General features: G+C 65.4%; 29 protein-coding genes and 1 tRNA gene. 18 read left to right on the top strand and 12 right to left on the bottom strand.

Annotated features, from left to right (window positions below):
- Positions 1 to 80 precede the first annotated feature (80 nt).
- Positions 81 to 1208 carry an ATP-dependent DNA helicase gene (locus ACT2BZ_RS22620; RefSeq protein ID WP_457937944.1) on the top strand — a complete coding sequence of 376 codons (1128 nt, stop codon included), beginning with the start codon at positions 81 to 83 and terminating at the stop codon, positions 1206 to 1208.
- Between the two features lie 15 nt (positions 1209 to 1223).
- On the opposite strand, the gene ACT2BZ_RS22615 is transcribed toward ACT2BZ_RS22620, so the two are convergent.
- Positions 1224 to 2105: a hypothetical protein gene (locus tag ACT2BZ_RS22615; RefSeq protein WP_457937943.1), complete on the bottom strand. Its 882-nt coding sequence runs from the start codon at positions 2103 to 2105 to the stop codon at positions 1224 to 1226.
- A 108-nt stretch (positions 2106 to 2213) separates the two neighbouring features.
- Entirely contained in the window at positions 2214 to 2615 is a 402-nt protein-coding gene (locus ACT2BZ_RS22610) for an STAS/SEC14 domain-containing protein (RefSeq protein ID WP_457937941.1), read from the bottom strand.
- A 116-nt stretch (positions 2616 to 2731) separates the two neighbouring features.
- Here ACT2BZ_RS22610 and ACT2BZ_RS22605 point away from each other — a divergent pair, with 116 nt between their 5' ends.
- The 6 genes from ACT2BZ_RS22605 to ilvC all read left to right on the top strand — a co-directional run bounded on the left by ACT2BZ_RS22605 (position 2732) and on the right by ilvC (position 10626).
- Complete coding sequence (locus tag ACT2BZ_RS22605) at positions 2732 to 3472, top strand: pyridoxine 5'-phosphate synthase (RefSeq protein ID WP_457937940.1); 741 nt, start codon at positions 2732 to 2734, stop codon at positions 3470 to 3472.
- A gap of 202 nt (positions 3473 to 3674) precedes the next feature.
- The gene (locus ACT2BZ_RS22600) at positions 3675 to 5507 is read left to right on the top strand and encodes a potassium transporter Kup (protein WP_457941418.1); all 1833 of its coding nucleotides are present in this window, start codon (positions 3675 to 3677) and stop codon (positions 5505 to 5507) included.
- A gap of 138 nt (positions 5508 to 5645) precedes the next feature.
- Positions 5646 to 7574 (top strand): potassium transporter Kup, encoded by a 1929-nt coding sequence (locus tag ACT2BZ_RS22595; protein WP_457937939.1) that lies wholly within the window; start codon positions 5646 to 5648, stop codon positions 7572 to 7574.
- 18 nt (positions 7575 to 7592) lie between these two features.
- A complete protein-coding gene (locus ACT2BZ_RS22590; protein WP_457937937.1) occupies positions 7593 to 8831 on the top strand; it encodes an FAD-dependent oxidoreductase in 1239 nt (412 codons plus the stop codon).
- Positions 8832 to 8927: 96 nt separating this feature from the next.
- A complete protein-coding gene (locus ACT2BZ_RS22585) occupies positions 8928 to 9581 on the top strand; it encodes a TetR/AcrR family transcriptional regulator (RefSeq protein ID WP_457941417.1) in 654 nt (217 codons plus the stop codon).
- A gap of 25 nt (positions 9582 to 9606) precedes the next feature.
- Positions 9607 to 10626, top strand: coding sequence for a ketol-acid reductoisomerase (gene ilvC, locus ACT2BZ_RS22580; RefSeq protein ID WP_457937935.1), 1020 nt, complete (start codon positions 9607 to 9609; stop codon positions 10624 to 10626).
- 90 nt (positions 10627 to 10716) lie between these two features.
- Here ilvC and ACT2BZ_RS22575 read toward each other — a convergent pair whose 3' ends face one another.
- Together ACT2BZ_RS22575 and ACT2BZ_RS22570 are read right to left on the bottom strand one after the other, a co-directional pair.
- Positions 10717 to 11001 carry a PilZ domain-containing protein gene (locus ACT2BZ_RS22575; protein WP_457937933.1) on the bottom strand — a complete coding sequence of 95 codons (285 nt, stop codon included), beginning with the start codon at positions 10999 to 11001 and terminating at the stop codon, positions 10717 to 10719.
- A gap of 159 nt (positions 11002 to 11160) precedes the next feature.
- Positions 11161 to 11616 (bottom strand): BA14K family protein, encoded by a 456-nt coding sequence (locus tag ACT2BZ_RS22570; RefSeq protein ID WP_457937931.1) that lies wholly within the window; start codon positions 11614 to 11616, stop codon positions 11161 to 11163.
- A 165-nt stretch (positions 11617 to 11781) separates the two neighbouring features.
- Here ACT2BZ_RS22570 and ACT2BZ_RS22565 point away from each other — a divergent pair, with 165 nt between their 5' ends.
- A complete protein-coding gene (locus ACT2BZ_RS22565; RefSeq protein WP_457937929.1) occupies positions 11782 to 12894 on the top strand; it encodes an endonuclease/exonuclease/phosphatase family protein in 1113 nt (370 codons plus the stop codon).
- A gap of 12 nt (positions 12895 to 12906) precedes the next feature.
- A complete protein-coding gene (locus ACT2BZ_RS22560; RefSeq protein WP_457937927.1) occupies positions 12907 to 13623 on the top strand; it encodes a hypothetical protein in 717 nt (238 codons plus the stop codon).
- Positions 13624 to 13628: 5 nt separating this feature from the next.
- Here the strand turns inward: ACT2BZ_RS22560 and ACT2BZ_RS22555 are convergent, their stop codons facing one another.
- Genes ACT2BZ_RS22555 through ACT2BZ_RS22545 form a run of 3 tightly spaced genes read right to left on the bottom strand, consistent with a single transcriptional unit; the run spans position 13629 to position 16869 of the window.
- Entirely contained in the window at positions 13629 to 14837 is a 1209-nt protein-coding gene (locus ACT2BZ_RS22555; protein ID WP_457937926.1) for an ABC transporter permease, read from the bottom strand.
- Positions 14837 to 15541 carry an ABC transporter ATP-binding protein gene (locus tag ACT2BZ_RS22550; RefSeq protein ID WP_457937925.1) on the bottom strand — a complete coding sequence of 235 codons (705 nt, stop codon included), beginning with the start codon at positions 15539 to 15541 and terminating at the stop codon, positions 14837 to 14839. Before ACT2BZ_RS22550 ends, ACT2BZ_RS22555 begins: the two co-directional genes overlap by 1 nt.
- A gap of 5 nt (positions 15542 to 15546) precedes the next feature.
- Positions 15547 to 16869: an efflux RND transporter periplasmic adaptor subunit gene (locus ACT2BZ_RS22545; RefSeq protein ID WP_457937923.1), complete on the bottom strand. Its 1323-nt coding sequence runs from the start codon at positions 16867 to 16869 to the stop codon at positions 15547 to 15549.
- 130 nt (positions 16870 to 16999) lie between these two features.
- Here ACT2BZ_RS22545 and ACT2BZ_RS22540 point away from each other — a divergent pair, with 130 nt between their 5' ends.
- The 3 genes from ACT2BZ_RS22540 (at position 17000) to ACT2BZ_RS22530 (ending at position 18384) form a co-directional block, all read left to right on the top strand.
- On the top strand, positions 17000 to 17911 hold the full coding sequence (locus ACT2BZ_RS22540) for a PhzF family phenazine biosynthesis protein (RefSeq protein ID WP_457937921.1): 912 nt from the start codon (positions 17000 to 17002) through the stop codon (positions 17909 to 17911).
- Between the two features lie 177 nt (positions 17912 to 18088).
- Positions 18089 to 18164, top strand: a tRNA-Lys gene (locus tag ACT2BZ_RS22535).
- 40 nt (positions 18165 to 18204) lie between these two features.
- Positions 18205 to 18384: an invasion associated locus B family protein gene (locus ACT2BZ_RS22530; RefSeq protein WP_457937919.1), complete on the top strand. Its 180-nt coding sequence runs from the start codon at positions 18205 to 18207 to the stop codon at positions 18382 to 18384.
- Between the two features lie 262 nt (positions 18385 to 18646).
- Here the strand turns inward: ACT2BZ_RS22530 and ACT2BZ_RS22525 are convergent, their stop codons facing one another.
- Positions 18647 to 19105 carry a DUF302 domain-containing protein gene (locus ACT2BZ_RS22525; RefSeq protein ID WP_457937918.1) on the bottom strand — a complete coding sequence of 153 codons (459 nt, stop codon included), beginning with the start codon at positions 19103 to 19105 and terminating at the stop codon, positions 18647 to 18649.
- Positions 19106 to 19174: 69 nt separating this feature from the next.
- Positions 19175 to 19615 carry a DsrE family protein gene (locus tag ACT2BZ_RS22520; protein WP_457937917.1) on the bottom strand — a complete coding sequence of 147 codons (441 nt, stop codon included), beginning with the start codon at positions 19613 to 19615 and terminating at the stop codon, positions 19175 to 19177.
- 191 nt (positions 19616 to 19806) lie between these two features.
- Between ACT2BZ_RS22520 and ACT2BZ_RS22515 the strand changes: the two genes are divergently transcribed.
- Positions 19807 to 20748, top strand: a complete 942-nt coding sequence (locus ACT2BZ_RS22515; RefSeq protein WP_457937915.1) for an MBL fold metallo-hydrolase — start codon at positions 19807 to 19809, stop codon at positions 20746 to 20748.
- A 6-nt stretch (positions 20749 to 20754) separates the two neighbouring features.
- Here the strand turns inward: ACT2BZ_RS22515 and ACT2BZ_RS22510 are convergent, their stop codons facing one another.
- The 3 genes from ACT2BZ_RS22510 to ACT2BZ_RS22500 form a co-directional block, all read right to left on the bottom strand.
- Complete coding sequence (locus ACT2BZ_RS22510; RefSeq protein ID WP_457937913.1) at positions 20755 to 21852, bottom strand: YeeE/YedE family protein; 1098 nt, start codon at positions 21850 to 21852, stop codon at positions 20755 to 20757.
- 57 nt (positions 21853 to 21909) lie between these two features.
- Positions 21910 to 22257 carry an ArsR/SmtB family transcription factor gene (locus ACT2BZ_RS22505; RefSeq protein ID WP_457937911.1) on the bottom strand — a complete coding sequence of 116 codons (348 nt, stop codon included), beginning with the start codon at positions 22255 to 22257 and terminating at the stop codon, positions 21910 to 21912.
- A 66-nt stretch (positions 22258 to 22323) separates the two neighbouring features.
- Entirely contained in the window at positions 22324 to 22698 is a 375-nt protein-coding gene (locus ACT2BZ_RS22500; RefSeq protein ID WP_457937909.1) for a transcriptional regulator, read from the bottom strand.
- Between the two features lie 115 nt (positions 22699 to 22813).
- On the opposite strand from ACT2BZ_RS22500, the gene ACT2BZ_RS22495 reads away from it, so the two are divergent.
- The 5 genes from ACT2BZ_RS22495 to soxZ all read left to right on the top strand — a co-directional run bounded on the left by ACT2BZ_RS22495 (position 22814) and on the right by soxZ (position 25576).
- On the top strand, positions 22814 to 23548 hold the full coding sequence (locus tag ACT2BZ_RS22495) for a cytochrome c biogenesis CcdA family protein (RefSeq protein WP_457937907.1): 735 nt from the start codon (positions 22814 to 22816) through the stop codon (positions 23546 to 23548).
- 10 nt (positions 23549 to 23558) lie between these two features.
- Positions 23559 to 24143 carry a thioredoxin family protein gene (locus ACT2BZ_RS22490; protein WP_457941416.1) on the top strand — a complete coding sequence of 195 codons (585 nt, stop codon included), beginning with the start codon at positions 23559 to 23561 and terminating at the stop codon, positions 24141 to 24143.
- Between the two features lie 142 nt (positions 24144 to 24285).
- Positions 24286 to 24747, top strand: a complete 462-nt coding sequence (soxX, locus tag ACT2BZ_RS22485) for a sulfur oxidation c-type cytochrome SoxX (protein ID WP_457937905.1) — start codon at positions 24286 to 24288, stop codon at positions 24745 to 24747.
- 23 nt (positions 24748 to 24770) lie between these two features.
- On the top strand, positions 24771 to 25226 hold the full coding sequence (gene soxY / locus ACT2BZ_RS22480) for a thiosulfate oxidation carrier protein SoxY (protein WP_457937903.1): 456 nt from the start codon (positions 24771 to 24773) through the stop codon (positions 25224 to 25226).
- A gap of 23 nt (positions 25227 to 25249) precedes the next feature.
- Entirely contained in the window at positions 25250 to 25576 is a 327-nt protein-coding gene (gene soxZ, locus ACT2BZ_RS22475; protein WP_457937901.1) for a thiosulfate oxidation carrier complex protein SoxZ, read from the top strand.
- Positions 25577 to 25628: the final 52 nt, after the last annotated feature.

Below are 25628 nucleotides of genomic sequence, written 5' to 3'. Positions count from 1 at the left end.
GGACGGGCGAATGCGCATGCCGAGCGTGGGGCCGCCGCGAAGGCCTTGCCCCGCGCCCCCGAATCCTGTCAGTCAGGCCGATGGAATTTTCTCCGCAGCAGGACGACGCGCTGAAGGCGGTGGCGCGGTGGCTGAAGGACGGCCGTCCGCAGATCTTCCGCCTGTTCGGCTATGCCGGCACCGGCAAGACGACGCTGGCGCGCTATTTCGCCGAGCATGTCGACGGCCAGGTGCAGTTCGCAGCCTTCACAGGCAAGGCAGCACAGGTGCTGCGCTCCAAGGGCGCAACCAATGCGCGCACCATCCACTCGCTGATCTACCGGCCGAAGGGCGAGGAATCGATTTCCGACGAGGTGACCGGCAAGACGTCGATGTCGCCGACCTTCTCGCTCAACCGGCAAAGCCCGGTGTCGCGGGCCAAGCTGATCATCGTCGACGAATGCTCGATGGTGGACGAGCAGCTCGGCCGCGACCTGCTCACCTTCGGCACGCCGATCCTGGTGCTGGGTGACCCGGCGCAGCTGCCGCCCATTTCGGGCGGTGGGTTCTTCACCGAGCACGAGCCCGACATCCTCCTGACCGAAATCCACCGGCAGGCGCGCGACAACCCGATCCTGAGGCTGGCGCTCGACGTGCGCGAGGGCCGCGAATTCATGCGCGGCGACTACGGCACGGCGCAAGTGATCGGCAAGGAAGACGTGACGCAGGAACTGGTGCTGAAGGCCGACCAGGTTCTCGTCGGCACCAACCGGACGCGAAAGCGCTACAACCAGCGGCTGCGCGAGCTGAAGGGGTTTAGCGCCAACTATCCGCAGGCCGGCGACAAGCTGGTCTGCCTGCGCAACGACCCGGCCAAGGGGCTGCTCAACGGCTCGCTGTGGAAGGTGATGACCTCGTCGCGCGAGACGGTGAAGCCCGGCATCAACCTTTTGGTGTCGCCGGAAGAGGACGATCCGGACCGCGGCGTCGCCAAGATCAAGCTGCTGAAGTCGGCCTTCGACGACCCGGATGCCGATGTTCCGTGGCAGCAGAAGAAGCGCTTCGACGATTTCGACTACGGCTATGCGCTGACCGTGCACAAGGCGCAGGGCTCGCAGTGGAACGACATCGTGCTGTTCGACGAGAGCTATGCGTTCAAGGAGACGCGCCAGCGCTGGCTCTACACGGCGATCACGCGCGCGGCGGAACGGCTGACGATCGTGCGCTGAGGCTTCGGCCCGGCGTCAGACGACAACCTCGAACAGCAGTGCCGTGGCGTCGTCGGATACCTTGAAGCGCGGATAGAGCCTGCCATCGGGGTCCTCGGCGCGCTCGATGCGCCTGAGTTCGGCAAGCATCGCCTTGAGACCCGCCGATTTCGCCGTGGCGACCAGTTCGGCCGGGCTGTAGCGGCCATACTGGTCGCTCAGCGCAGCAAAGCCGTCGGTGCAAAGCAGGCCGGTGGCCGGCAGCTCGGCCACCAGCCTCTCGACCACCAAGTGCTTTGCCGCTGCCGGCTCGGTGCCGAGCGTCCAGACGGACGAGTCGTCGCGGTTATAGGTGGCGCGGTGCCGGCGCAATTCGTCGCGAACTGTCGGCTCGTCCGAAAGGGCGCGGACCGCCGCCAGGCCGCCGGCATGCGCAATGGCGCGGCGTGCGCCTTCCCGCTCGTTCACATGGCTGCCGGGCAGCGCGGTGGCATCGACAGTGACGCCATCGGAGCCGGTGAGAAACAGCCGGCAGTCGCCGAGCCCGTAGGCGACCAGGGACCCGCCCTCGACCCGGACAAGCTGGAAACCCGCAACCGGCAGGCTCCAGGGCGCAATGGGCAGGCCGCCGGAGGAATCGTGAACGACGGTGGCGGCCTGCTTGTTCAGCGTGCGCACGATGTCGGCCATGTCGCGGCCCGGCGTGACCTGCTGTTCGAAGAAGGTTTTGGCCAGGCGCGCCAGCCACGCCGCGTCGGAACCCTCGAGCCCGACGATGCTCTTTTCGCCGAGACCGGTGGCGCCATCGATGACAAAGGCCGAGCACCGGTTACCGCCAGCGGCGTCCTCGTTGACGCGCGCGGCGTCGCCAGCGTCGGAGAGAATGTCGGTGATGCGAAGGGTCAGGCGAGGGGTCATGAATCGATTCTAGCAGGCATGGGCGCCTTGTGGACACGTCCTGTGTCGGCCATGTGACCGCAAAGTGGACAGGTGGTGGACGCAGGTTGCCCCGGCGCGAGCCCTTCGTCAGGCGGTTTCCACCGGATTGGCACCGAGCCATGCCCAGGCATCCCCGGCCTTGTCGAGGTCGAAATGCTTCATCTCGATGGAGAAGAAGGGCTTGAAGAAGCCCATCACGCCGCGCATCCATTCCGGCCCGCCGACCACGGCGTATTTGCGGATGTGCTTGAGCGCATGGGTCTTGCCGACGAGCGCGCCCTCGGTGAAGGCCGCGCTCCAATCGAAACCCTCGTAGTCGTGGATCAGCACGAGCAGGTCCAGCTTCTCATGCAGGGCATATTCGGCCTCAAGCAGGCCGTAGAGGTTTTCGACGTCGGCGGCGGTGATGTGGCCCGTGATTTCGAAAGCGCAGGCGTCCGGGCGGTCGGTCTCGACGCGTCGGATGCTTGGCGGGTTTTCGTAGATCATGTCGGCCTCCCTAGGTCGGTACCGGCGTGGTTACCGGTGCAAATGCGAACTGGCCCTGTCTGTTCCGTGTCCCGGCGTGTTAGGTCAAGGGCATACGTTCGCGTCAAGGTCATAGCATGCCCGCCAAGCTCTCGGTAAATCTGAACGCCATCGCCATGCTGCGCAACCGCCGCGACCTGCCATGGCCAAGCGTCACAGGGCTCGGCCGCATCGCGCTTGCCGCCGGCGCGCACGGCCTGACCGTCCATCCGCGGCCGGACGAGCGGCATATCCGCTTCAGCGACCTGCCGGAGCTTCGCGCGCTGATCGACGACGAGTTTCCGGCCGCCGAATTCAACATAGAGGGCTATCCAACAGAAGCCTTTCTCGACCTCGTCGAGGAGATCCAGCCGAATCAGGTGACGCTGGTGCCGGACGATCCGGCGCAGGCGACTTCCGACCACGGCTGGAACTTCGCCGCCGATGCCGCGTTGCTGGTGCCGGTTGCCAGAAGGCTCAAGAAAGGGGGCATGCGGGTGTCGGTATTCTGCGATCCGGATCCCGGCATGGCCCAACTGGCTGGCGAGACCGGTGCCGACAGGATCGAGCTCTATACCGGCCCCTATGGCGGCTGCCATTCCGATTCACCTGCTGCCGGCAAGGAACTGGAATTGCTCGACAAAGCGGCGAAGGCGGCAATGGCTCTCGGCATGGGCGTCAATGCAGGCCACGATCTCACCGTCGCCAATCTGCCGCCGCTGATGCAGCGCATTCCCGGCCTTGCCGAGGTCTCCATCGGCCACGGGCTGACCGCTGACGCGCTGGAGTTCGGCATGGTCGGGACGATCAAACGTTTCCTTTTCGCCTGCGGATGGTAAAAGGCGCGCGCAATGCTGTCGGAGCATGGGCCGCGGCCCAAGCGTTGAGCGACGGAATTTGCTTTGGCGGGCCTGCCGGCGTAAAGCCCCCCGCTTCATCGGAGTGGCAGTGTTAATGGACCAGAAAGACCCCGGTAGCGAAGAACCGACTACCGGCGAGACGGGACATTCCGCGGCTCCGAAGCAAAGCACCAAGATCCTGATGCTGGGCGCCCTGGGCGTTTGCTATGGGGATATCGGGACCAGTCCGATCTATGCAATGCGCGGTGCGTTGCTCGCAACGTCGGGGAACGGATTCGCGCAGCCCGGCGATATTCTCGGGGTGCTTTCCCTGATCATCTGGTCGCTGACCATCATCGTCACGGTGAAATACATCACCTTCGTGCTCAGGGCCGACAATCGCGGCGAGGGCGGCACCCTGTCGCTGATGGCCTACGTGCAGAGCAGCTTTCCGAAGCGATCCAGGGCAATCCTGGCGGTCGGCATCCTTGGAGCCGCGCTGTTTTACGGCGACGCGGTCATCACCCCCGCCATCTCGGTGCTGTCGGCGATCGAAGGCATCAAGGTCGTGACACCCGCCTTTGAACCCTATGTCGTCCCGCTGACCCTGCTGATTCTTGCCGTCGTGTTTGGCGTGCAGCGCTTCGGCACGGCGGGCGTGGCCTCGGTGTTCGGGCCTGTTACTGCCATCTGGTTCCTCAGCATCGGCGCGTCGGGGCTGATACATATCGCCGACGATCCGCACATCCTCAGCGCGGTGAACCCGATCTACATCTTCTATTTTCTCCACAATGCACCGGAAGTCGCCTTCATAACCGTCGGAGCGGTGTTCCTTGCCGTGACGGGCGCCGAGGCGCTCTACGCGGACCTCGGTCATTTCGGCCGGCGCCCGATCATGCTGGCGTGGTTCTGGATCGTGTTTCCCTGCCTGCTGCTCAACTATGTCGGCCAGGGCGCCTTCGTGCTGGCCCGCGGCGGCGAGATCGGGCACCCGTTCTTCGAGATGAACCAAGGCTGGATGCTGATACCGATGGTTGCGCTGGCCACCGCAGCGACGGTGATCGCCTGCCAGGCCGTCATCACCGGCGCCTATTCGTTGACCCGTCAGGCCGTGCAGTTGAACCTGTTGCCGCGCTTCGTCATCCGCCACACCTCGGAGACCCAGTCCGGGCAGATCTATGTCCCCCGGGTCAACATGCTGCTCGCCATCATCGTGATGCTGCTCGTCGTCGGCTTCCGCGAGTCTAGTTCGCTCGGCGCGGCCTACGGCATTTCCGCGACCGGCACGATGATCATGACGACCATCCTGCTGTTCTTCGTCATGACGCGGATCTGGAAATGGCGACTCGGTGTCGCCGTGGCCGTCACGGCGCTGTTCGGCATCATCGACCTGGGGTTCTTCTCGTCCAACATTCTCAAGTTCTTCGACGGCGGCTGGGCATCGATCGCGGTGGCGTTCACGGTCGTGCTCATCATGTGGACCTGGGTGAGGGGTTCCGGGCTGCTGTTCGAGAAAACACGCAAGAACGAAATCCCGCTGCAGTTCTTGGCCGACAACCTGGCCAAGAAGCCGCCCATGGTGGTGCCGGGAACCGCGGTGTTCCTGACCAGCGATCCATACAGTGCGCCGACCGCCCTGATGCATAGCCTGAAACACTACAAGGTGCTGCATGAGCAGAACGTCATCCTGAGCGTGGTTACCGCGCAGCAGCCTACCGTGCCGGAAGCCGACCGCGCGACGCTCGAGCCCATAAACGACCTGTTCATGCGGGTGACACTGACCTTCGGCTACATGGAGCAGCCCAACATCCCCAAAGCCATGTCGATCTGCCGCAAGCAGGGCTGGAAATTCGATATCATGACGACGTCATTCTTCCTGTCACGGCGATCGCTCAAGACGTCAACCAGTTCGGGCATGCCGCTGTGGCAGGACAAGCTCTATATCGGGCTTGCTCGCACGGCCTCGGACGCCACAGAGTATTTCCAGATTCCGACCGGGCGAGTCGTCGAAATCGGCACGCAGGTTGCGATCTAGGCTCGCTTGCAGGTGGTACGCCCGGTACGCGAGACCCGCAACAGGTGCATAGCTCACCCCGCGAGGTAGTCCAAAGGAGCAGTTGTTGCTGCGCTGCAGCAGGAGTAGAAGCGCGCCGCTCCCCAAGGAGGGCATACCATGCAAGATTCCGGTTCGGTCGGCGCCGACGATACACCCACCAACACACTTGCCGACGCTCACACTACCTACCGCAAGCAAAGCACAGCGGCGCTGTCGCTCGGCGCGCTCGGCGTCGTCTATGGCGATATCGGCACGAGCCCGATCTACGCCTTTCGCGAGGCGCTGCACGCGGCCTCGCATGACGAGGCGGCCACGCGCATCGAGGTTCTGGGCGTGCTGTCGCTGATCGTCTGGGCGCTGACCGTCATCGTGACGATCAAATACGTGATCTTCGTTCTGCGCGCCGACAATGGCGGTGAGGGCGGCACGCTGTCGCTGATGGCGCTCGCCCGGCGGGCCTATCCGCGCGCCAGCGCAGCCATCCTGACCATCGGCGTGTGCGGCGCGGCGCTGTTTTTCGGTGACGCCATCATCACGCCGGCGATCTCGGTGCTTTCGGCCGTCGAGGGCCTGAGCGTCGCAACACCGGCCTTCGACGAGTACATCGTTCCGATCACGCTGGTGATCCTGGCGGTGCTGTTTGCCGTGCAGCGCTTCGGCACGGGCAGCGTGGCAAAGGTGTTCGGGCCGATCACCGCCATCTGGTTCATCGCCATCGGACTGGCCGGCATCACCCACATCGCCGACGATCCGACCGTGGTCTTCGCGGTCAATCCCTACTACGGCGTGATCTACCTGTTCGGCCAGCCGGAGGTCGCCTTCGTGACCATCGGCGCGGTGTTCCTGGCCGTCACCGGCGCCGAGGCGCTTTATGTCGACCTCGGCCATTTCGGCCGCAAGCCGATCGTCGCGGCCTGGGTCGCCATCGTCTTCCCGTGCCTGCTGCTCAATTATTTCGGCCAGGGCGCCTACGTCCTTGCGCATGGCGGCGCGCCGCGGAACCCGTTCTTCGAAATGCTGCCGGAGTGGGGATTGCTGCCGATGGTGGGGCTTGCCACCGCGGCGACCGTCATCGCCAGCCAGGCGGTGATCTCAGGTGCCTATTCGCTGACCCGCCAGGCCGTACAGCTGAGCCTGCTGCCGCGTTTTGCGATCCAGCACACCTCCGAGATGCAGTCGGGCCAGATCTACATGCCGAGGGTCAACACGCTGCTGGCCGTCGGCGTGATGTTCCTGGTGGTCGGCTTCGGCGAGTCGAGCGCGCTGGCCTCCGCCTACGGCATCTCGGTGACCGGCGAGATGCTGGTCACGACGATCCTGCTGTTCGTCGTCATGCGGCACCGCTGGAAATGGGCGCTCGGCCTGGCGCTGCCGCTCACCATCATCTTCGCCACGGTCGATACCGGCTTCTTCCTCGCCAACGCGGCCAAGATCGCCGATGGCGGCTGGGTCTCGATCTGCGTGGCCCTCATGATGGGCATCGTCATGTGGAGCTGGGTGCGCGGCTCGCGCTTCCTGTTCGAGAAGACCCGCAAGAACGAAATCCCGCTCGACTTCCTGGCCGACAACCTGGCCAAGAAGCCGCCCATGGTGGTGCCGGGAACCGCAGTCTTCCTGACCAGCGATCCGCACAGCGCGCCGACCGCGCTGATGCACAGCCTGAAGCACTACAAGGTGCTGCATGAGCAGAACGTGATTCTGAGCGTGGTGACGGCGCAGACGCCGACGGTGCCTGAGGGCGACCGCGCCAATCTCGAGCCGATCAACGACCTGTTCATGCGGGTGACGCTGACCTTCGGCTACATGGAGCAGCCCAACATCCCGAAGGCCATGTCCATCTGCCGCAAGCAGGGCTGGAAGTTCGACATCATGACGACGTCTTTCTTCCTGTCGCGGCGCTCGCTGAAGGCGTCCGCCAGTTCGGGCATGCCGATGTGGCAGGACCGGCTGTTCATCGGGCTGGCGAGAACCGCGTCCGACGCGACGGAGTATTTCCAGATTCCGACAGGCCGCGTCGTCGAGATCGGCACGCAGGTCGCGATCTAGGCGCGACCGGGTTCCGAAATGGCGCCGCCACAAAAGCTCGACATCGCGATCGCGGGCGCCGGGCCGGCAGGGCTTGCGGCCGCACTGTTCCTCAAGAGGGCGGGGCACAGGGTCGTCCTTTTCGAGCGCTTCGAACAGCTGGCGCCGGTCGGCTCCGGCCTGATCCTGCAGCCGACCGGCCTGACCGTGCTCGACGCGCTAGGGCTGCTTGACGGGATCAAGGCGCTTGGCAGCCGGATTGACAGGCTGCATGGCGCGGACGCCCGCAGCGGGCGCACCGTGCTAGACGTGCGCTATGGGGCGCAGCGCGGCGGCCGCTTCGGCCTGGCCGTCCACCGCGCCGCGCTGTTTGGCGTGCTCCACGCCGCTGCCGTCGCCGAGGGCATACCGATCACGACCGGCACCGAGGTCGAGGACGTCGACGCCAGCGGCGCAAGGGCGGTGCTCGAAGGCGCAAACGGCCGCAAACTCGGCGCTTTCGACCTTGTGGTCGATGCAACGGGCACACGGTCGAGGCTAAAACGCCATGCGAGGCGGGCCGCAGAGCCAATGCCGCTCGCTTACGGCGCCTTCTGGGCCTCGCTCGGCTGGCGGGGCAAGGGGTTCGACGCCAACGCCCTGCTGCAGCGCTACGACAAGGCGAGCGTGATGATAGGGGTGCTGCCGATCGGCCGGCCGGATGCCGAAGCCGAGCCGATGGCGGCGTTCTTCTGGAGCATCAAGCCGCGCGACGCCGACAGGGTGCGGGCAGAAGGGCTCGATGCCTGGAAGGACAGGGTGCTTTCGCTGTGGCCGGACTGCGAGGCTTTCACGAGTCAGATCAGCAGCTTCGAGCAGCTTTCTCTTGCGCAGTACGGGCATCACACGCTGGCGATCCCGGCGGGGCGGCGGCTGGCGGTGATCGGCGACGCGGCGCATTCGACCAGCCCGCAGCTGGGGCAGGGTGCCAACATGGCGCTGCTCGATGCCGCAGCCTTGGCATTCGCGCTCGAGCGCGCCGCCAGCGTCGACGACGCGCTCGACGCCTATGCGCGGTCGCGCCGCCGCCATGTGCGGGTCTTCCAGGCCCTGTCGCGGGCCTTCACGCCTTTCTACCAGTCGGACTCGACGGTGCTGCCCTTCATTCGCGACCGACTGGTGGCGACCGTCGCAAAAATCCCGCCCGGGCCGCAGGTGCTGGCGTCCCTCGTGGCGGGAACGCTGGTCGACCCGTTCGGGGCGACGGGCCTTGCAGAATGCGACTGGTCGCGGAAATGAGGCTTGCAATCCCCGTCTCATTCGGGCATTGAGCGTCCGAACCGTAACGTACGGTACGGCAGAACGGTCTGCCGACGGTAACAGCTTGCAGGATAGATTTTGCAGACCACCATCGACAATGGCGAGGCGCTGACGGCGCGGCAGGCGGAGGTGCTCGACGTGGCACTGCGGCTGCTGGTCGAGGAGGGCGATTCCCTTACCATGACGGCGGTGGCGCGGCGGGCCAGCTGCTCCAAGGAAACGCTCTACAAATGGTTTGGCGACCGCGACGGGCTGCTGACGGCGACCGTGCAGTGGCAGGCCTCGAAGGTGAGGGCTGGCAATTACGACCGGCAGCACCTCGACGCCGCCGCCCTGCGCGACAGTCTCGAGGGTTTCGCGGTCAACTGGCTGAGCGTCATTTCGAGCGCAACCTCGATCGCGCTGAACCGCGTGGCGGTCTCGCATGCCGGTTCGGGCAAGAGCAATCTCGGCTCCATCGTGCTGGCCAATGGGCGCTTTGCCATCGGCGAACGGCTGAAACCGCTGCTCGACGCGGGCAGGGCCGCCGGACTGCTGGCCTTCGACGACGCGGAGGAGACGTTCCGCACCTTCTTCGGGCTGGTCGGGCGCGACGTACAGATCAGGCTTCTGCTCGGCGATACGCTGAAGCTATCGGCGGCCGCCATCGAACGCGACGCCAAGCGCGCCGTCGACCAGTTCTTCACCCTTTTCGGGGCGGCAAACCGCCCGAAAATCCGCTCACTATAAAATTCAACCAGGAAGGAAACGTACAATGCGTGTCTATTACGATCGCGATGCCGATCTCAATCTCATCAAGGGCAAGAAGGTCGCCATCATCGGCTACGGCTCGCAGGGCCGGGCACATGCGCTGAACCTCAAGGATTCGGGCGCCAAGGAACTGGCGGTCGGCCTCAAGCAGGGCTCCGCGACGGCCAAGAAGGTGGAGGCCGACGGCCTCAAGGTGATGACCGTTGCCGAGGCCGCCAAGTGGGCCGACCTGATGATGATGGCGACGCCTGACGAGCTGCAGGCCGATATCTACCGCGACGAGATCGCGCCGAACATCCGCGACGGCGCAGCCATTGCCTTCGCCCACGGCCTCAACGTGCATTTCGGCCTGATCGAGCCGAAGGCGACGGTCGACGTCCTGATGGTGGCGCCGAAGGGCCCCGGCCACACGGTGCGCGGCGAATACCAGAAGGGCGGCGGCGTGCCGTGCCTGGTCGCTGTCCACCAGGACGCATCGGGCAACGCGCTCGATCTCGGCCTGTCCTATGCGTGCGGCGTCGGCGGCGGCCGCTCGGGCATCATCGAGACCAACTTCAAGGAAGAGTGCGAGACCGACCTGTTCGGCGAGCAGGTGGTGCTGTGCGGCGGCCTGGTCGAGCTGATCCGCGCCGGCTTCGAGACGCTGGTCGAGGGCGGCTACGCGCCCGAGATGGCCTATTTCGAGTGCCTGCACGAAGTGAAGCTGATCGTCGACCTGATCTACGAGGGCGGCATCGCCAACATGAACTACTCGATTTCGAACACTGCCGAGTGGGGCGAGTACGTCTCGGGCCCGCGCATCATCACCGCCGAGACCAAGGCCGAGATGAAGCGCGTGCTGAAGGACATCCAGACCGGCAAGTTCACCTCGGAGTGGATGCAGGAGTACCGTTCGGGTTCGGCGCGCTTCAAGGGCATCCGCCGCATGAACGACAGCCACCAGATCGAGGAGGTCGGTTCCAAGCTGCGCGCCATGATGCCGTGGATCGCCAAGAACCAGCTGGTCGACAAGGCCAAGAACTGAGCCGCGACAGGTGCTCGAAGAAAAGCCGGCGGGGCAACCCGCCGGCCTTTTGACTTTTGGGATATCCAAACGGTGCGAGCGGCCTGACGGTCAGCCGTAGTGCCAGCTCGGCTTTGGTTCGGTGCCGGTGAATTCGACGCCGCAACGGTCAAGGGTGCGCCAGCGCAGATGCGCGCGATAGGCGACGCCGTCCAGCGCGACATAGAGCAGGAATTCCGAGGGGATACGCGCCTCGGGGTCGACCCGAAGCTCGGCACCTTCTGAATGCATGTTGCGAATCGTGCAGTTGATTGCCGAATTGGTGATCCCCGAAAGGATCGCGCCGCCCTTGATCACGCGATTTCTGTGCCGCCGGTCGCTGGTCGGCTTACTCATTACTCAGTTCCCAATTACTCTCCCCCACCTCCGTGTAAGAGGTGGCTGCTTGACGCTTTCCTAACAGAATCGGCGGGAATCCGTTCCCGCAACGTCAAGTCAAAAGCATGTCCGGCGCCCCATGCGAGGCGCCGGCCGGGACGGCCGTAGTGGCCTGCGTTACGGCCAATAGGGCGAGCGGCACTGCCGGCGCGGGCCGTGATAGGGCTGGAACGTGTTGTCCCAGGCGCGATACGAGCGGTAGCGGTTGTAGCACCAGCGCACGTGGCGCGAGCCGTGGTTGTAACGGCGCGGTTCGACATAGCGGTAGTTCGGGTAAACCGGTGGCAGATAGAGCCGAGGATAGATGCGGCGGTGGTAGCGCCTGTCGTGGCGCCTGTCATAGCGTCGGTCATAGCGCCGGTCGCGACGATAGTTGCGCTTCTTCTTCCAGTAGCGGGGATTGGTGGAGTGGACGGGCGTCACGTCGGTCCGGCCCTCGGAAACCGTGGGCAGGAGCGTTCCCCGGTCGGGGATCGCGGCAAGCGGACTGGCCGCCGCCGGGAGCGACATGCCTGCCAGCAGGCCAAGCATCAATGCCAGCGGCCGCCATTGCGAAAAAATCTGCAGGTTCATAGCGTTCTCCATGAAATGCACAGGCCCCACACCACACCATTCGGAGGAGAGGGGCCACTATCCCCACCGCCGCATGAACCCAGGATGAACGGCAATCCGGCGCCATCGGCATGAAACGGCAGGCCGGCCTTGTCTTTGGCAGCGACAGACTGCAAAGGTCGAGCCATGTCGCTGCGCCTTGCCACCTTCAACGTCGAGAACCTGATGTACAGGTTCGACTATTCCGGGTTTCGCAATCAATTGCACCAGGACCGGACGCTCGCCTTGTTCGAGATCAAGAACGAGGCCGAATACAAGCAGCTCGAACAGGCGCACACCATCGCCCATGCCGATGACACCAGGCAACTGACGGCGCTTGCCATCGCGGCGACCAGGGCGGACATCATCTGCCTGCAGGAAGTCGACAATCTGGAGGCGCTGAAGGCCTTCGAGTACGGCTATCTGTTCAAGATGGTCGGGCACGGCTACATGCAGAAATACATTGCCACCGGCAACGACATGCGCGGCATAGACGTCGCCGTGATGATGCGGGACGAAACCGCGCACGGCCAGCCGATCGAGTTCGTTCGCCTGACCAGCCATGCGCATGTCACCTACGAGCAATTCGGACTGCATACGCCCGAACTCGCCGAGCTCGGCAACGATCCCAATGAGCGCATTTTCCGACGCGACTGCCTGGAGATCGACATCAAGATCGGCGGACGTCCGATGACCATCTATTCGGTGCACTTCAAGTCGATGGGCGGCGCGCGCAACGGCATGAACGGCCGCGACGCGACCATGCCGGTGCGCATCGCCGAGGCAAGGGCGGTGAAGCGCATCATCGAGGACCGCTTCGGCAAGGACCATGCAGCCAACAAGCGCTGGGTGATCTGCGGCGACCTCAACGACTACCGCCAGCGCGTGGTGATCGACGACGCGGTAGATGGCGGCTACCGGCTGGAGGTGGTCGACGAGGCAGTGTCGAGCGTCGACATCCTGCTGGCCGACGGCTTCTGCGAGAACGTCGTGGAGCGGCGGCCCGAACTCGATCGCTGGACGCTCTACCATACCCGCGGGCCGCAGGAGCGGCACCTGTGCCAGCTCGACTACATCTTGCTGTCGCCGGCACTGGCGCGGCGCAATGCAAGGGCGGTGCCCGACATCGTGCGCGGCGGCCAGCCCTTCAGGACCATCTTTCCGCGCGGCCAGGAGGTCGAGCGCTACCCGCGCACCGGCTGGGACCGGCCGAAGGCCTCGGATCATTGCCCCGTCGCCGTGACGCTCGACATCGCCTGACGGAGTTCGGCCTTGAGCTTTGACATCCCCTGCGACGTGATCCTGCCGGTTGATGCGGTCGATGTGGTTCTCGACCCGGCGCCGCATCCGTTCGAACTCGCCAACGCCGATGCCATCAGGCAGAACTGGCACACCGAGTTGCAGGCCAGGCCGGCAATCTTCGATGGCACCGTGGTGCTGCTGTCTGCCTTCGGTTACGCCGACCGGCGCCTCGTCGGCCGCTGCCACGCGGTGCGCTACGCCACCTTCATGTACTGGCGGCGCGAGCGGGCCGGCACCGCGGCGCACGCCTTTGCCCATCCCGTGCTGGTGGCGAGCGACAATGCGCTGGTCGCGATCCGTATGGCGGCGCATACGGTCAATGCGGGAAAAGTCTATTTCGCGGCCGGATCCTTCGAGCCCGAGGATTTTCCGGACGGCCGGGTCGATCTGCACCACAACATGGCGCGCGAGGTGCTGGAGGAGACCGGGCTCGACATCGGGCAGGCGCGGCGCGGCGCGCTGTGCCACGCGCTTTCGACCGAAAAGGTCACGGTGATCTTCCGCCGCTACCATCTCGACATGAAGGCCGACGAGATCGCGGCGCGGATCAAAGGCTTCGTGGCCGAAGAGAGCGAGCCGGAAATCGACGGGCCGGTGATCATCCGCCACGCCGGCGACCTGCCGGACGGGCTGATGCCGCACATGAAGCCGCTGATCGACTGGCATTTCGGCGGCGAGGGCGGCTAGGCGGGCTATTCGTGCCTGAGCGCGTCGATCGGGTCGAGGCGGGCGCCGCGCAGGGCGGGGAAGAAGCCGAAGACCATCCCGATCAGCGCCGAGAAGCCGACCGCCAGCGCAATGATGGCAAGGCTCGGCGCGAAGGGAATCGACAGCGCAGCCGCCGCCGCGCCGGCGAGCGCGAGCCCCAGCGCAATGCCGATCAGCCCGCCGAGCAGCGACAGTACCGTCGCCTCGACGAGGAACTGGATCAGGATGTGCTTCTCATGCGCGCCGATGGCCAGCCTGATGCCGATCTCGCGGGTGCGTTCGGTGACCGAGACCAGCATGATGTTCATGATGCCGATGCCGCCGACCAGCAGGCTGACGCCGGCGACCGCGCCCAGCATGCCGGTCATGGTGGTGGTGGCGCTGGTCATGGCGTCGGCGATCTGCGTCATGTCGCGGACGTCGAAATTGTCGTCGGCGCCGGGCGCGATGCGGCGGGTTTCGCGCAAAATCGTCTCGATGTCGGACTGGACCGACGATGTAGCGACGCCGTCGAGGGCCGCGACATAGATCGAATCGATGTCGCGGTCGCCGGCAATGCGGCGCTGGAAGGCCGACAGCGGCATCAGCACGACATTGTCCTGGTCCTGGCCGAAGCCCGACGTGCCCTTGGCCGCCAGCACCCCGACCACCTTGCAGCTCATGCGGTTGACGCGGATGGCCTGGCCCTGCGGGTCGCCAGCGCCGAAGAACTGGCTGCGCACGGTCTCGCCGATGACGCAGACCCCGGTGCCGCCGCGCGCCTCGGATTCGGTGAACAGGCGGCCAAGAGCGATGTCCCAGTCGCGCGCGACGAAATAGGCGGGGTCGGTGCCGGTGACCTCGGCGGCGACGTTCTCGGCGCCATAGACTACGCGCACCTGCTTCTGCGCCGCGGCCGACACCGCCTTGGCATTGTCGAGGCCCTTGGCCAGTGCCGTGAAATCGCGCTCGTCGAGCCGTTTGGGGGTGAAGGAGGTCGAGCCGGAGCGGTCCGGCCTTGCTGCGCGCACGACGAGGAGGTTGCTGCCGAGCTTGGCGATGTCATTGCGCACTTTCGCCGTGGTGCCGGAGCCGATGGTGATCATGGCGATAACGGCGGCAACCCCGATGACGATGCCGAGCAGGGTCAGGAAGGAGCGCAGCACGTTGCGGCGCACCGAGAGCAGAGCGAGGCGGACGGTTTCCCAGAGCATCAGGCCGCCTCCAGCTTTCGGGTGTCGGAGGCAACGTTGCCGTCGAGAAAGCCGATGGTGCGCCCGGCATAGGCGGCGATGTCGGCCTCGTGCGTGACCATGACGATGGTGAGACCGAGATCCTCGTTGAGACGGGTCATCAGGTCCATGATCTCGTGGCTGCGCGCGGTATCGAGATTGCCGGTCGGTTCGTCGGCGACGAGAAGGGTAGGGCGCGTGACGATGGCGCGGGCAATCGCCACGCGCTGCTGCTGGCCGCCGGAGAGTTCTGCGGGCGTGTGGCTCTCGCGGCCCTCAAGCCCGACTTCGGCGAGCGCGCGCATGGCGAGCTCGCGTCGCTCGCGCCCCGGCACGCCGCGATAGATCAACGGCAGTTCGACATTTTCGGCCGCCGTGGTGCGCGGCAGGAGGTTGTAGCCCTGGAAGACGAAGCCGACATAGAGGTTGCGGAGCGTGGCGCGGCTGCCGCGGTCGAGCCCGCCGGCATCGACGTCGAGAAAGCCGTAGCGTCCGGAGGTGGGCGTATCGAGGCAGCCGATGATGTTCATGGCGGTCGACTTGCCGGAGCCCGACGGGCCCATGATGGCGACGAACTCGCCGCGCGCGATGGACAGGTCGACGCCGGCAAGTGCGTGGACCCTGGCCTCGCCGCGGCCATAGGTCTTCCAGACCTTGTCGAAACTGATGAGCGGGTTTTGCGCCATGGCGGTCAGCCGCGCGGCTGGCGCACGCCGGTGACGACCGGGTCGCCTTCGGCCACGCCCGACAGGATCTCGATGTTCTCGCCATCGCTGGCGCCGGTTTTCACCTGAACGGCCTCCGGCGCGCCGTCCTTCAGGACGTAGAGCGTGCGCGTGCCGGGTTCGGCCGAGCGCTGCTCCTGGCGCTGTCCGCCGCGGCGACCCATGCGCGGCATGAACAGGTCGCGCAGGCTCGTGGAGCGCTGGCCGGTCGCCTGCGGACCGAACCGGAAGGCGGCGGCCGGGACGGTGACCACGTCCTTCGCCTCGCGCGTCACGATGGCGACGGTGGCGGTCATGCCGGGGCGCAGCAGCAGGGACTGGTTGTCGACGTCGAGGCGGGCATCGTAGGTGACGACGCCTTCGGTGGCGACGGAGGCGAAGGAGACCTCGCGGATCTCGGCGTCGAATTTTCTTTCCGGGAAGGCATCGACGGTAAAGCGCGCAGTCTGGCCGTGCTCCACACCGCCAATGTCGGCCTCGTCGACCGCCGCCTTCAGTTCCATGTTTTCGAGGTTGGCGGCCAGCACGAACAGCACCGGCGCCTGCATCGAGGACGCGACCGTCTGGCCGGGATTGACCGAGCGGGTGAGCACGATGCCGTCGATGGGAGCGTAGATCGTGCTCTTCTGCAGGTCGGCCTGCTGCAGCTTGAGATCGGCCTCGGCGATGGCGAGATTGGCCTCGGCGAGCTCGACATTGGCGGCGGCGCGGTCGCGTGCGGCGGTGGCCGCCTCGAGCGCCTGATCGGTGACCATGCCGCGCTTCGACAGGGCCGCCGAACGGCCCTGGGCCTGTTCCGTCTCCTGCAACGTCGTCCTGGCCTCGGTGACCTTGGCCCGGGCGGCGGCGGTGGAGGCCTCGGCACGCTCGATCTGGGCGGCAAGGCGGACCGTGTCGAGTTCCGCCAGCACGTCGCCCTTCTTCACAAGCTGGTTTTCCTCCACGGCGACCGAGCGCACCACGCCCGACAATTCGCTCGATATGTCGACCTGGATCAGCGGCTGCAGCGTTCCGGTGGCCGAGACCTCGACGGTGATGTCACCCTTTGCGGCCGGCTGGGTGGCATAGGCAAGCTGCGGTGTCGCGGTGCCGAATTGCCAGTAGGCGAGCGCGGCCACGGCAAGCACCAATGCGGCAGCCGCATAAAGCCAGGTCCTGCCGCGCCGGCGGCCGGCCCGTTCCATGCCCAGGCCGAGCGCCTCACGCGCGGAGTCCGGCTCGCCGCCCGGCGCCATCTTGGGAGGCACGGCGTGCTGGCTGTTGCTGTCCCTGTCGACGATCTGGTCCATTGCGCGTCCTCGTGCTTCGGCATATCCCTACGCGCCAACACGCATATCCCTACGCTGACAGGTCGGCCCGAACGGCCGCCATTACAAGTTAAATTTCGCTCATGTTGAGTCGGGAAACAGCGAGAACCCCATGAAATCACGCAAATATCTCGTCTACGACGTGTTCACGGACAAGACACTCGCCGGCAATCCGCTCGGCATTGTCCTGGACTGCGAGGGGCTCGACACGGCCGCCATGCAGGCCATCGCGCGCGAGTTCAACCTGTCCGAATCGGTGTTCATCCTGCCGCCCGAAAACCCGCGTCACCGCGCGCGGGTGCGCATCTTCACGCCGGACTACGAGATGCCCTTTGCCGGCCACCCGACGGTGGGTTCGGCGATCGCGCTGGCCGAGCAGGTGGCCGCCAACGGCACGGCCGGCATGTTCGTGCTGGAGGAAAACGTCGGGCCGGTGCGCTGCGCCGTGACGACGGGCGGGGGCGCTGCCTTCGCCGAGTTCGACCTGCCGAAGCTGCCGGAGCAGATGCCGCTCTCGGCCGATGCCGCGGCACTTGGGGCCGCCCTTGGCCTCGACGCGCACGAGATCGGCTTCGAGAACCACCGGCCAAGCCTGTGGTCGGCCGGCGTGCCCTATGTGACGATCCCGATTGCGAACCTGGACGCGGCGGCCAGGATCGACTTCAACAACCATGCCTGGATGGAACTGGCGCCGGCCAAGGGCGAGGGCATCGTCGCCTCGGCCTATGCCTATTGCCGCGAGACCGTGCAGCACGACAGCGCGTTTCATGCCCGCATGTTCGTGCCCGGCGCGCCCTCCTACGAGGATCCTGCAACCGGCTCGGCGGCGGCGGCCTTCGCCGGCACGGTGCTGCAGTTCGACCGCCCCGTCGACGGGCTGGCGCGCTTCTGGATCGAACAGGGCATCGAGATGGGGCGGCCGTCGCGAATCAGGCTGGAGATCGACGTCGAGAACGCAAGGATGGCAGGCGCCCGCATCGGCGGCCACGCGGTCAAGGTCGCCGAGGGCCTGCTCTTTGCCTGAGCCTGGCGCCCGCGGCCGGACCGTTGCCGGCTTTCCCGGCAGTCCGGGCATTTGCGGCGCCCCGCATGCGCCACGGGCCCGGTATCGCGAAGCCTTTTCGACGATCTTCGCATAAGGGGTGGACAGGGCGGGGCGCTATGGCTATATCCGCCGCGACCGCCGGTTCGCCGGCCGCACGGGTGCGTAGCTCAGTTGGTAGAGCAGCTGACTCTTAATCAGCGGGTCACAGGTTCGATCCCTGTCGCACCCACCATTGGTTTCAACAACGTTTGCGCTTCTGGGAACTGCCGTATTTGTGTCTGGCTACCGACGGCGCCGGCTGCTACGCCGCAGAGCAGCTCAGCACCCCGGTGCTCGCCGCCTTGAGGGCGGGCAAGGAACTGGCGCTTCATTTCGAGGATTCCGCCAAGCGGCCGATCGACCTGAAGTTCGCGCTGACGGGCTTCACGGCAGCCTATGACGCGATCAACTGACCTGACCGGATAACTGCCCGGTCGGGCTGCTGCGGCATTGCCGGACCGGACTCCGGGCACTTGCGGGGTGCGACCAGGCGTACCTCCGCTCCCGACCTCGCGACAAGGCTAGCTCTTCAGGGTCGGCGCGCGCGGCAGAGGCAGGGAGAAAAGGTGAGGACAACCTGCCGCCGCGGATATCACTGACAGGCGATGGGGAGTGGATATGCGGGGCCGCCGGCGCTCCCGATCCGGGGCGCCGGCATCTCCCCCGCACCAGCGATTACTGGCCGGCGGCTTCCCGGGCGATCTCGTCGAGCAGCGCGTTGACCTGGTCGCGGCCGCCGCCGTCGGGCAGGCGGCGGAATCCGACAGTCACGGTGCCCGGCGTCTCCTCGGTTTCGTAGGCGAACAGCACGTAGGGGCAGTAGGCGATGTTCCGGATGTCCTCTTCCATCGCCGAGCGGGAAATCACCGCCGAGCAGAACTGGAACAGTTCCGCATCCTTGTAGAGCGGCTTGCTGGCGCCGACATCGCCGGCGGTCCGCTGCAGCATCTCGCCGACGAAGCCATGATAATCGATGACGTAGCCGCGGTTGATGATGGCATCCGACAGGTCGCCGGCGACATCGACGAAGGGCGCCTCAAGCGCATACGTCGTGACATCCTCCTGCGCGCGGGCCTGGCCGGCGGCGAGAGCCATTGCGAAGGCGACCATGATGATGGAAGCGAGCCTGTTCATGCGATTCTCCCTTTTGTCGTTCTTGTGGTCGCCGGGCCGGGCGGCCGGCTGCTCCAGTGAGCCTGCGGCTCAGGGCCGGATATAGGCGTAGCCTTCGCCCTGAAGTTCCATCAGGCGCACGACGCCGGATGGCACCATCTTCGCCTCCTCGAGCAGCGGCACGTCCTTGCCGGCCTTCTCGACCATCTTCTGATGCGTGTTGCCGCAGGCGGCGAAGGTGATCTCGGGGCTTTCGAGCGACATGGCCGAGATCCGATCCTTCACCGGGCTGGTGCCGGCGACAAACATGTTGAGACCGGGCCCGTAGGCGACGATCTCGATCGCCACCTTCTCGCCCTTGGCTTCGTAGTAACTGCGGACGTTCTGGGCGTTGTTGAGCGCCAGGCTCATCACCGCCGGATCGTTCTCGTCGACGTGGATGGCAAGCTTGTGCACCGCCTCCTGCGCCTGGGCCACGATGCTGAAGAGCGACATTGCCGCGGCCATGGCCACGGTTTTCAAGACGTGCATTGCATTCCTCCCGGTGCTTCGGGCGTCGCTTGCAACGGCTTCCGGTGAGGCGCGGTGGGCTGAGGATTGCGGACCCGTCGGCGGGTCCTGCCAGCCTGCCGCGCCGGACGCGGCTGCGTTTCGATTGACGCCCTTGGTGCGATCTATAAAGATGCAAAAAATCGAATGTGTCAATCGGAGGAGCAGGCGCCATGAAGATGTCGATGCCGGGGGCAGGGCGGGGATTCACGCGCCGGAGCCTGATCGGGGGCGCGGCGGGCGCGCTGACGCTAGCGTGCGTGCCGCGGCCTGTGCTGGCGATAGGTCGCCTGAGCGCCGGCGACGCGGAACTGACGACGCTGAGCGACGGCTCGCTGACGCTGCCGATGAGCTTCGTCTTCCCGGACGTCGACCAGGTCGAGCTCGAAGCCATGCTGTCGGCGAACGGTATGGCAACCGATGCGCTGAGGCCCGACTGCAACGTCACGCTGCTCAGGCGCGGCGACCGGCTGGCGATCTTCGACGTCGGGTCGGGCGCCAACTTCATGCCGACGGCGGGCAAGCTGCTCGACAGCCTGGCCGAGGCCGGGGTCGATCCAGGGGACGTCACCGACGTGATCTTCACCCATGCGCATCCCGACCATCTGTGGGGCCTGACGGACGATTTCGACGAACTGGTGTTTCCCAACGCCCAGCACCGCATCAACCAGGCCGAATGGGATTTCTGGTCGTCGCCCGACACGCTTGCCGCGATGCCGGAGGAGCGCAAGACCTTCGTGGTGGGGGCGCAGAACCGCTTCGCTGCGATCGAGGACAGCGTGGCCTTCTTCAAGCCGGGCGACGAGGTGGTGCCCGGCGTCGAGGCGGTGGCGACCTACGGCCACACGCCGGGCCACATTTCCTTCATGGTGGAGGGCGGCGGCGAGCCGGTGCTGATCGTCGGAGACGCCGTCACCAACTCCGTAATCTCCTTCGAGAAGCCGGACTGGCCGACGGGCAGCGACCAGGATCCGGCGCTGGGGGCCAAGACGCGGGCGGCGCTCCTCGACCGCGCGGCCGGCGACAAGGTGCGCGTGATCGGCTTCCATTTCCCGCATCCGGGCGGCGGCACGGTCGAGCGGCAGGGCTCCGCCTACCGCTTCGTGCCGCTTTGAGGGCCCTTACTCGGCCGGGTGGGTGAGACTGGAGCGGAACGCCGCGAAGGCCGAGCCCTCTATGAGGTAGGACAGACCGAGCCGCGCGCCGATCCAGATCGATACCATGACGATCGGCGCGGAAATGGCCAGTGCGGAAACGGCAGTGACGCCCTGGCCGATGGTGCAGCCCAAGGCGAAGACACCGCCGGTGCCCATCAGGAAGCCGCCGGCGAGATGCCGGCCCAGTTCGCGGGCGTCGTCACAGGCCTCCCAGCGAATGTCACGCCTGCGCAGCGCGCAGGCGGCGGCGCCGATGACGACGCCGAGGACCAGGCCGACGCCATAGTCGGGCAGCACGCCGGTATAGGTGACGAACTGCAGGATGGCGTCCGCTACCGGGACGACGAATGAACCCGCCTCGATCTGCACCGGCTCGAAGGCGTGACGGTAGGCGAAGCTGGTGGCGAGCCAGCCGACGGCGATTGCCGCGCCGATGACCGTGCCGGTGACGATGCCGCCGGTCTGGCGCCGGTAGGCGGGATCGCGAAAGACCCACCACAGCAACGCGAGCGCGGCGAGCACCGCAACAGCCAGCCGTAGGTCGGCGCCACTCACCGCGGAAAGGATCGATCCGATCGACTGGTCGCCGGCAAAGGACAGGTCGAGCGCCAGATCGTCGACGAGGCGCACGCGCAATTGCGCGACCAGTCCTCGCTGCGCGGCCATGGCCGACAGGCCGAGCATGACAAGCACGACCACCGAGCGCAGGCTGCCGCCGCCTGTGCGGACCAGCGCGCCGAAGCCGCAGGTGCCGACCAGCGCCATGCCGAAGCCGAAGGCCAGGCCGCCGATGATGGCGCCGGTCCAGCCGAAATCCGGTGTCAGATAAAAACTCTGCTGCAGTTCGATCAGCCCGGCGAAGGCGAGCGCCTGCGTCAGCAGGAGGGCGACGGCCGCGGCGAGGACCCAGGTGCGCAAGCCGGTGCTGTCACCGGCGTACCAGTGGCGCTCTAGCGCAGACATGGTGCAGAAATGCTGCCGACGGGCCGCGTAGCCCATGACGAAGCCCGTGGCCAATCCAGCGAAGGCCAGGAACCAAGGCGATTCGCCCAGACCGGTCATTTCCTCCCACTCTTCCCTGTCGGCACGGTCAACTGGCCGAACCGGCGATGCAGCCGCTCAACCAGGCTTCCTGACCGGGGCGCAAAACAGATCATACAGCGTTCCGATCACCGACGATACCTCGGCGCTGGCGATCGAATAATAGACGACGCGGCCGTCGCGGCGTGTGTTGACCAGGCGGTCGAAACGCAGGCGCGCCAGCTGTTGCGACACCGCAGCCTGCGGCATCTTCATGATGTCCTCGAGTTCGGAAACGGACTTCTCGCCCTCCGCCAGCAGGCACAGGATCAGCAGGCGACTCTCATGCGACAAGGCCTTGAGAAAGTCGCTCGCCTTGCGTGCCTGCGCCAGCAGGGCGTCGAAATCTTCCGGGGACTGGCTGTCACCTATCTTCGGCAGGCCCATTTATCGTTCCATTTCAGTTGCATCGTCGATTGCACGCGACGTCTTGTTGCATCAGTGGACGCAAAGTCAACCTTTGCCAGGACCCGACTTCAGCCCGGCCAGCAATTCGCCGATACGATACCAGAAGAATTCGTCGCCGACATAACCTCGCAGCCGGCCGATCTCGTTGCCGTCCTCGACCAGCACGAAGGTCGGCGTGAAGCGCTCCTTGCGGATGCCCGCGAGGTCCTCGGGCCAGGGCTCGGTGATGTCGACCCGGCGAAGCGGCGCCAGCCTGCCTTCCTCGGTGTTGGGCCAGGCGGGTGCAATCTCGGCGTTGAAACGGGTGCACCAGACGCAGCCGGGCTGCTCCAGCATCAGGAGTTCGGCCGCGACTGCCGGCTGCACGGCGGCGAGGGCCGTCCAAAGCAGGGCCAGAACCGGAATCCGGAAAAGCTTCATCGGCGGTGTCCAATTAGGGTTTGCAACATATATGATTTTTCGAATATCTTCCACAGCCTAAAGCACTGGCGGGAAGAGCGCGCTTTCCAGCGTGTCGCCGAAAGCAGGATCTGAAATGCTCGACATCAGTATCGGGGGAGCCTTCCTGGCCGGACTCCTGTCCTTCGTATCGCCATGCGTGCTGCCGATCGTTCCGCCCTATCTCGCCTGGCTCGCCGGGGTCAGTTTCGAGGATTTGAGGTCGGAAGTGCCGACGGCCGCCCAGCGCCGCCGCGTGGTGCTGTCGGCGATCGCCTTCGTGCTGGGCTTTGCCACCGTGTTCGTGGCGCTCGGCGCCACGGCGAGCGTCATCGGCAAGACCATAGCTCAGTATTTCGACATCCTCTCGGTGATAGCGGGCGTAGTCATCATCGCGATGGGGCTGCATTTCCTCGGCGTCTTCAGGATCGCGATGCTTTACCGCGAGGCGCGCGTGCAGGTGGCCAGGAAGCCCGCCGGTTTCGCCGGCGCCTATGTGATGGGGCTGGCCTTCGCCTTCGGCTGGACGCCCTGTGTCGGCCCGGTGCTGGCGGCGATCCTGTTCGTGGCGGGCTCGGAAGGGTCGGCGGCACGCGGCGCCATGCTGCTTGCCGTCTATTCTCTCGGCATCGGACTTCCCTTCGTGCTTGCCGCGCTGTTTGCCAGCCGGTTCCTCGGCTGGGCCGCGCGCTTCAAGCAGCACATGCACAAGGTCGAGATGGCGATGGGCGCGCTGCTGGTGCTAACCGGCATCCTCTTCGTCACCGGCCAGATGGCGACGATCTCGTACTGGCTGCTCGAGACGTTCCCGATTTTCCAGACCATTGGGTAGGAGACAGATGATGTTGAAGATGGCATTCGGCGCATTCCTGCTGATCGCTGCCGGTGTGCTGCCGGCCGCGGCCGAACTTGGCGACGACGGGCTGCACAAGGAAGACTGGTTCACGATCACCTTCCGCGACATGGCCGAGGACATCGAGGCGGCAAAGGCCGACGGCAAGCGGCTGGCCGTGATCTTCGAACAGCGCGGCTGCATCTACTGTGCCAAGATGCACGAGGAGCTGCTGAGCGACCCGGAGGTGCGCGACTTCATCAAGGCCAATTTCCACGTCGTGCAGTACAACATGTTCGGCGACGAGGAGGTGACCGACCTCGACGGCGAGGTGCTGACCGAGAAGACGGCGGCTCGCAAATGGGGCTACGTCTTCACGCCGACAATCGTGTTCCTGCCCGAATCGGCGCCCGAGAATATCTCGGTTCGCGACGCCGCCGTGGCAACCATGCCCGGCGCATTCGGCAAATGGACCTTCCTCGACATGTTCCGGTGGGTCGCCGAGAAGGGATACGAAAAGGACGAGCACTTCCAAATCTATCACGCCCGCAAGATCAACGAGTTGCGGGCTGCGGGAAAGCTCGACGCGGAGTGATGCCGGGCGCCTTGTTCGACGACATATGCAGAAAATTATATTTTTGCATTGATGCCGGAAAGCAGTGCGGCTATCCTGTGCAAAGGGAGAAGAAGGGGACTGGCCGAAAGACCGGTCCCCGACAAGTGGAGGAAGTGCGGACATGAACCTGAGCAAGGTTTCGCAAGTGGCGTTGGCGGTGCTTTTCAGCAGCGGGGCCTCGTTCGCAGCCGATGTCGCGCCTGGCGACGTCAAGTTTCAAGATCTCGCGGTCACCACCTCACTGACAGGCGTCCCCGGCAATCCGGAAGAGGGCGCCAGCGTTTTCAAGGACCGCAAGCTCGGCAATTGCCTTGCCTGCCACGCCAACTCGTCGATGAAGAGCGAGCTGTTCCACGGCGACGTTGCGCCGACAGTTGATGGCGCCGCCGACCGCTGGAAGCCCGAAGAACTGCGCGCCATCGTCACCGATTCAAAGCAGGTGTTCGGCAGCGAGACGGTGATGCCCGGCTTCTACTCTCTCAATGTCGGCGTCAACGTCCGCGAGGATCTCGTCGGCAAGACGATCCTGACGGCGCAGCAGGTCGAGGATGTCGTGGCATATCTCGCAACACTCAAGGAATAGGCGCGGCCATGCAGAAGATAACGATGAAACTCAACAGAAGACAGGCCCTGACCCTGTCGGCAGGCGCCGCGTTTGCGGTGGTTGCGGGCATCCGTACGGTCCCGGCCTACGCCTCGGCGGAAGACACCGAGAAGCGCATCATGGAATTCACCGGCGGCAAGACGCCGGAGAGCGGCAAGCTGACGCTGACGGCGCCCGAGATCGCGGAGAACGGCAACACCGTTCCGATCTCGGTCAATGTCGAGAGCGCGATGACGGGCGACGACATGGTCGAATCGGTGATCATCCTCGCCGAGGGCAACCCGAACCCCGAGGTCGCGACCTTCAATTTCACCGCGATGAGCGGGTCGGCCGCGGCCACCACGCGCATGCGGCTCGCCAAGACCCAAAACGTCATCGCCGTCGCCAAGATGGCCGACGGATCGGTGTTCATGGACAAGAAGGAAGTCAAGGTCACCATCGGCGGCTGCGGCGGCTGATGGAACGGGAAGGACTGTAGAAAATGGCAACACCGAAACCACGCGTCAAAGTTCCGAAGACCGCCTCGGCCGGCGAGGTCATCGTGCTGAAGACGCTGATCAGCCACGACATGGAATCCGGCCAGCGCAAGGACAAGGAAGGCAAGGTGATCCCGCGGCAGATCATCAACAAGTTCAGCTGCGAGTTCAACGGCCAGCCGGTGTTCTCATGCGACCTCGATCCGGCGATCTCGGCGAACCCCTATTTCGAGTTCACCGCCAAGGTGACCGAGAGCGGAACGTTCAAGTTCACCTGGGTGGACGACAACGGTTCGACCTACAGCGACGAGCAAAAGATCGACGTGAAGTAAGAATGAAAATCCCCGCAGCAGGGGATCGAGTGCCGGACGCGCTTTTTGGGAG

This window comes from Mesorhizobium sp. 10J20-29, assembly GCF_054130485.1.
This window is presented reverse-complemented; position numbering and strand designations above follow the sequence as displayed.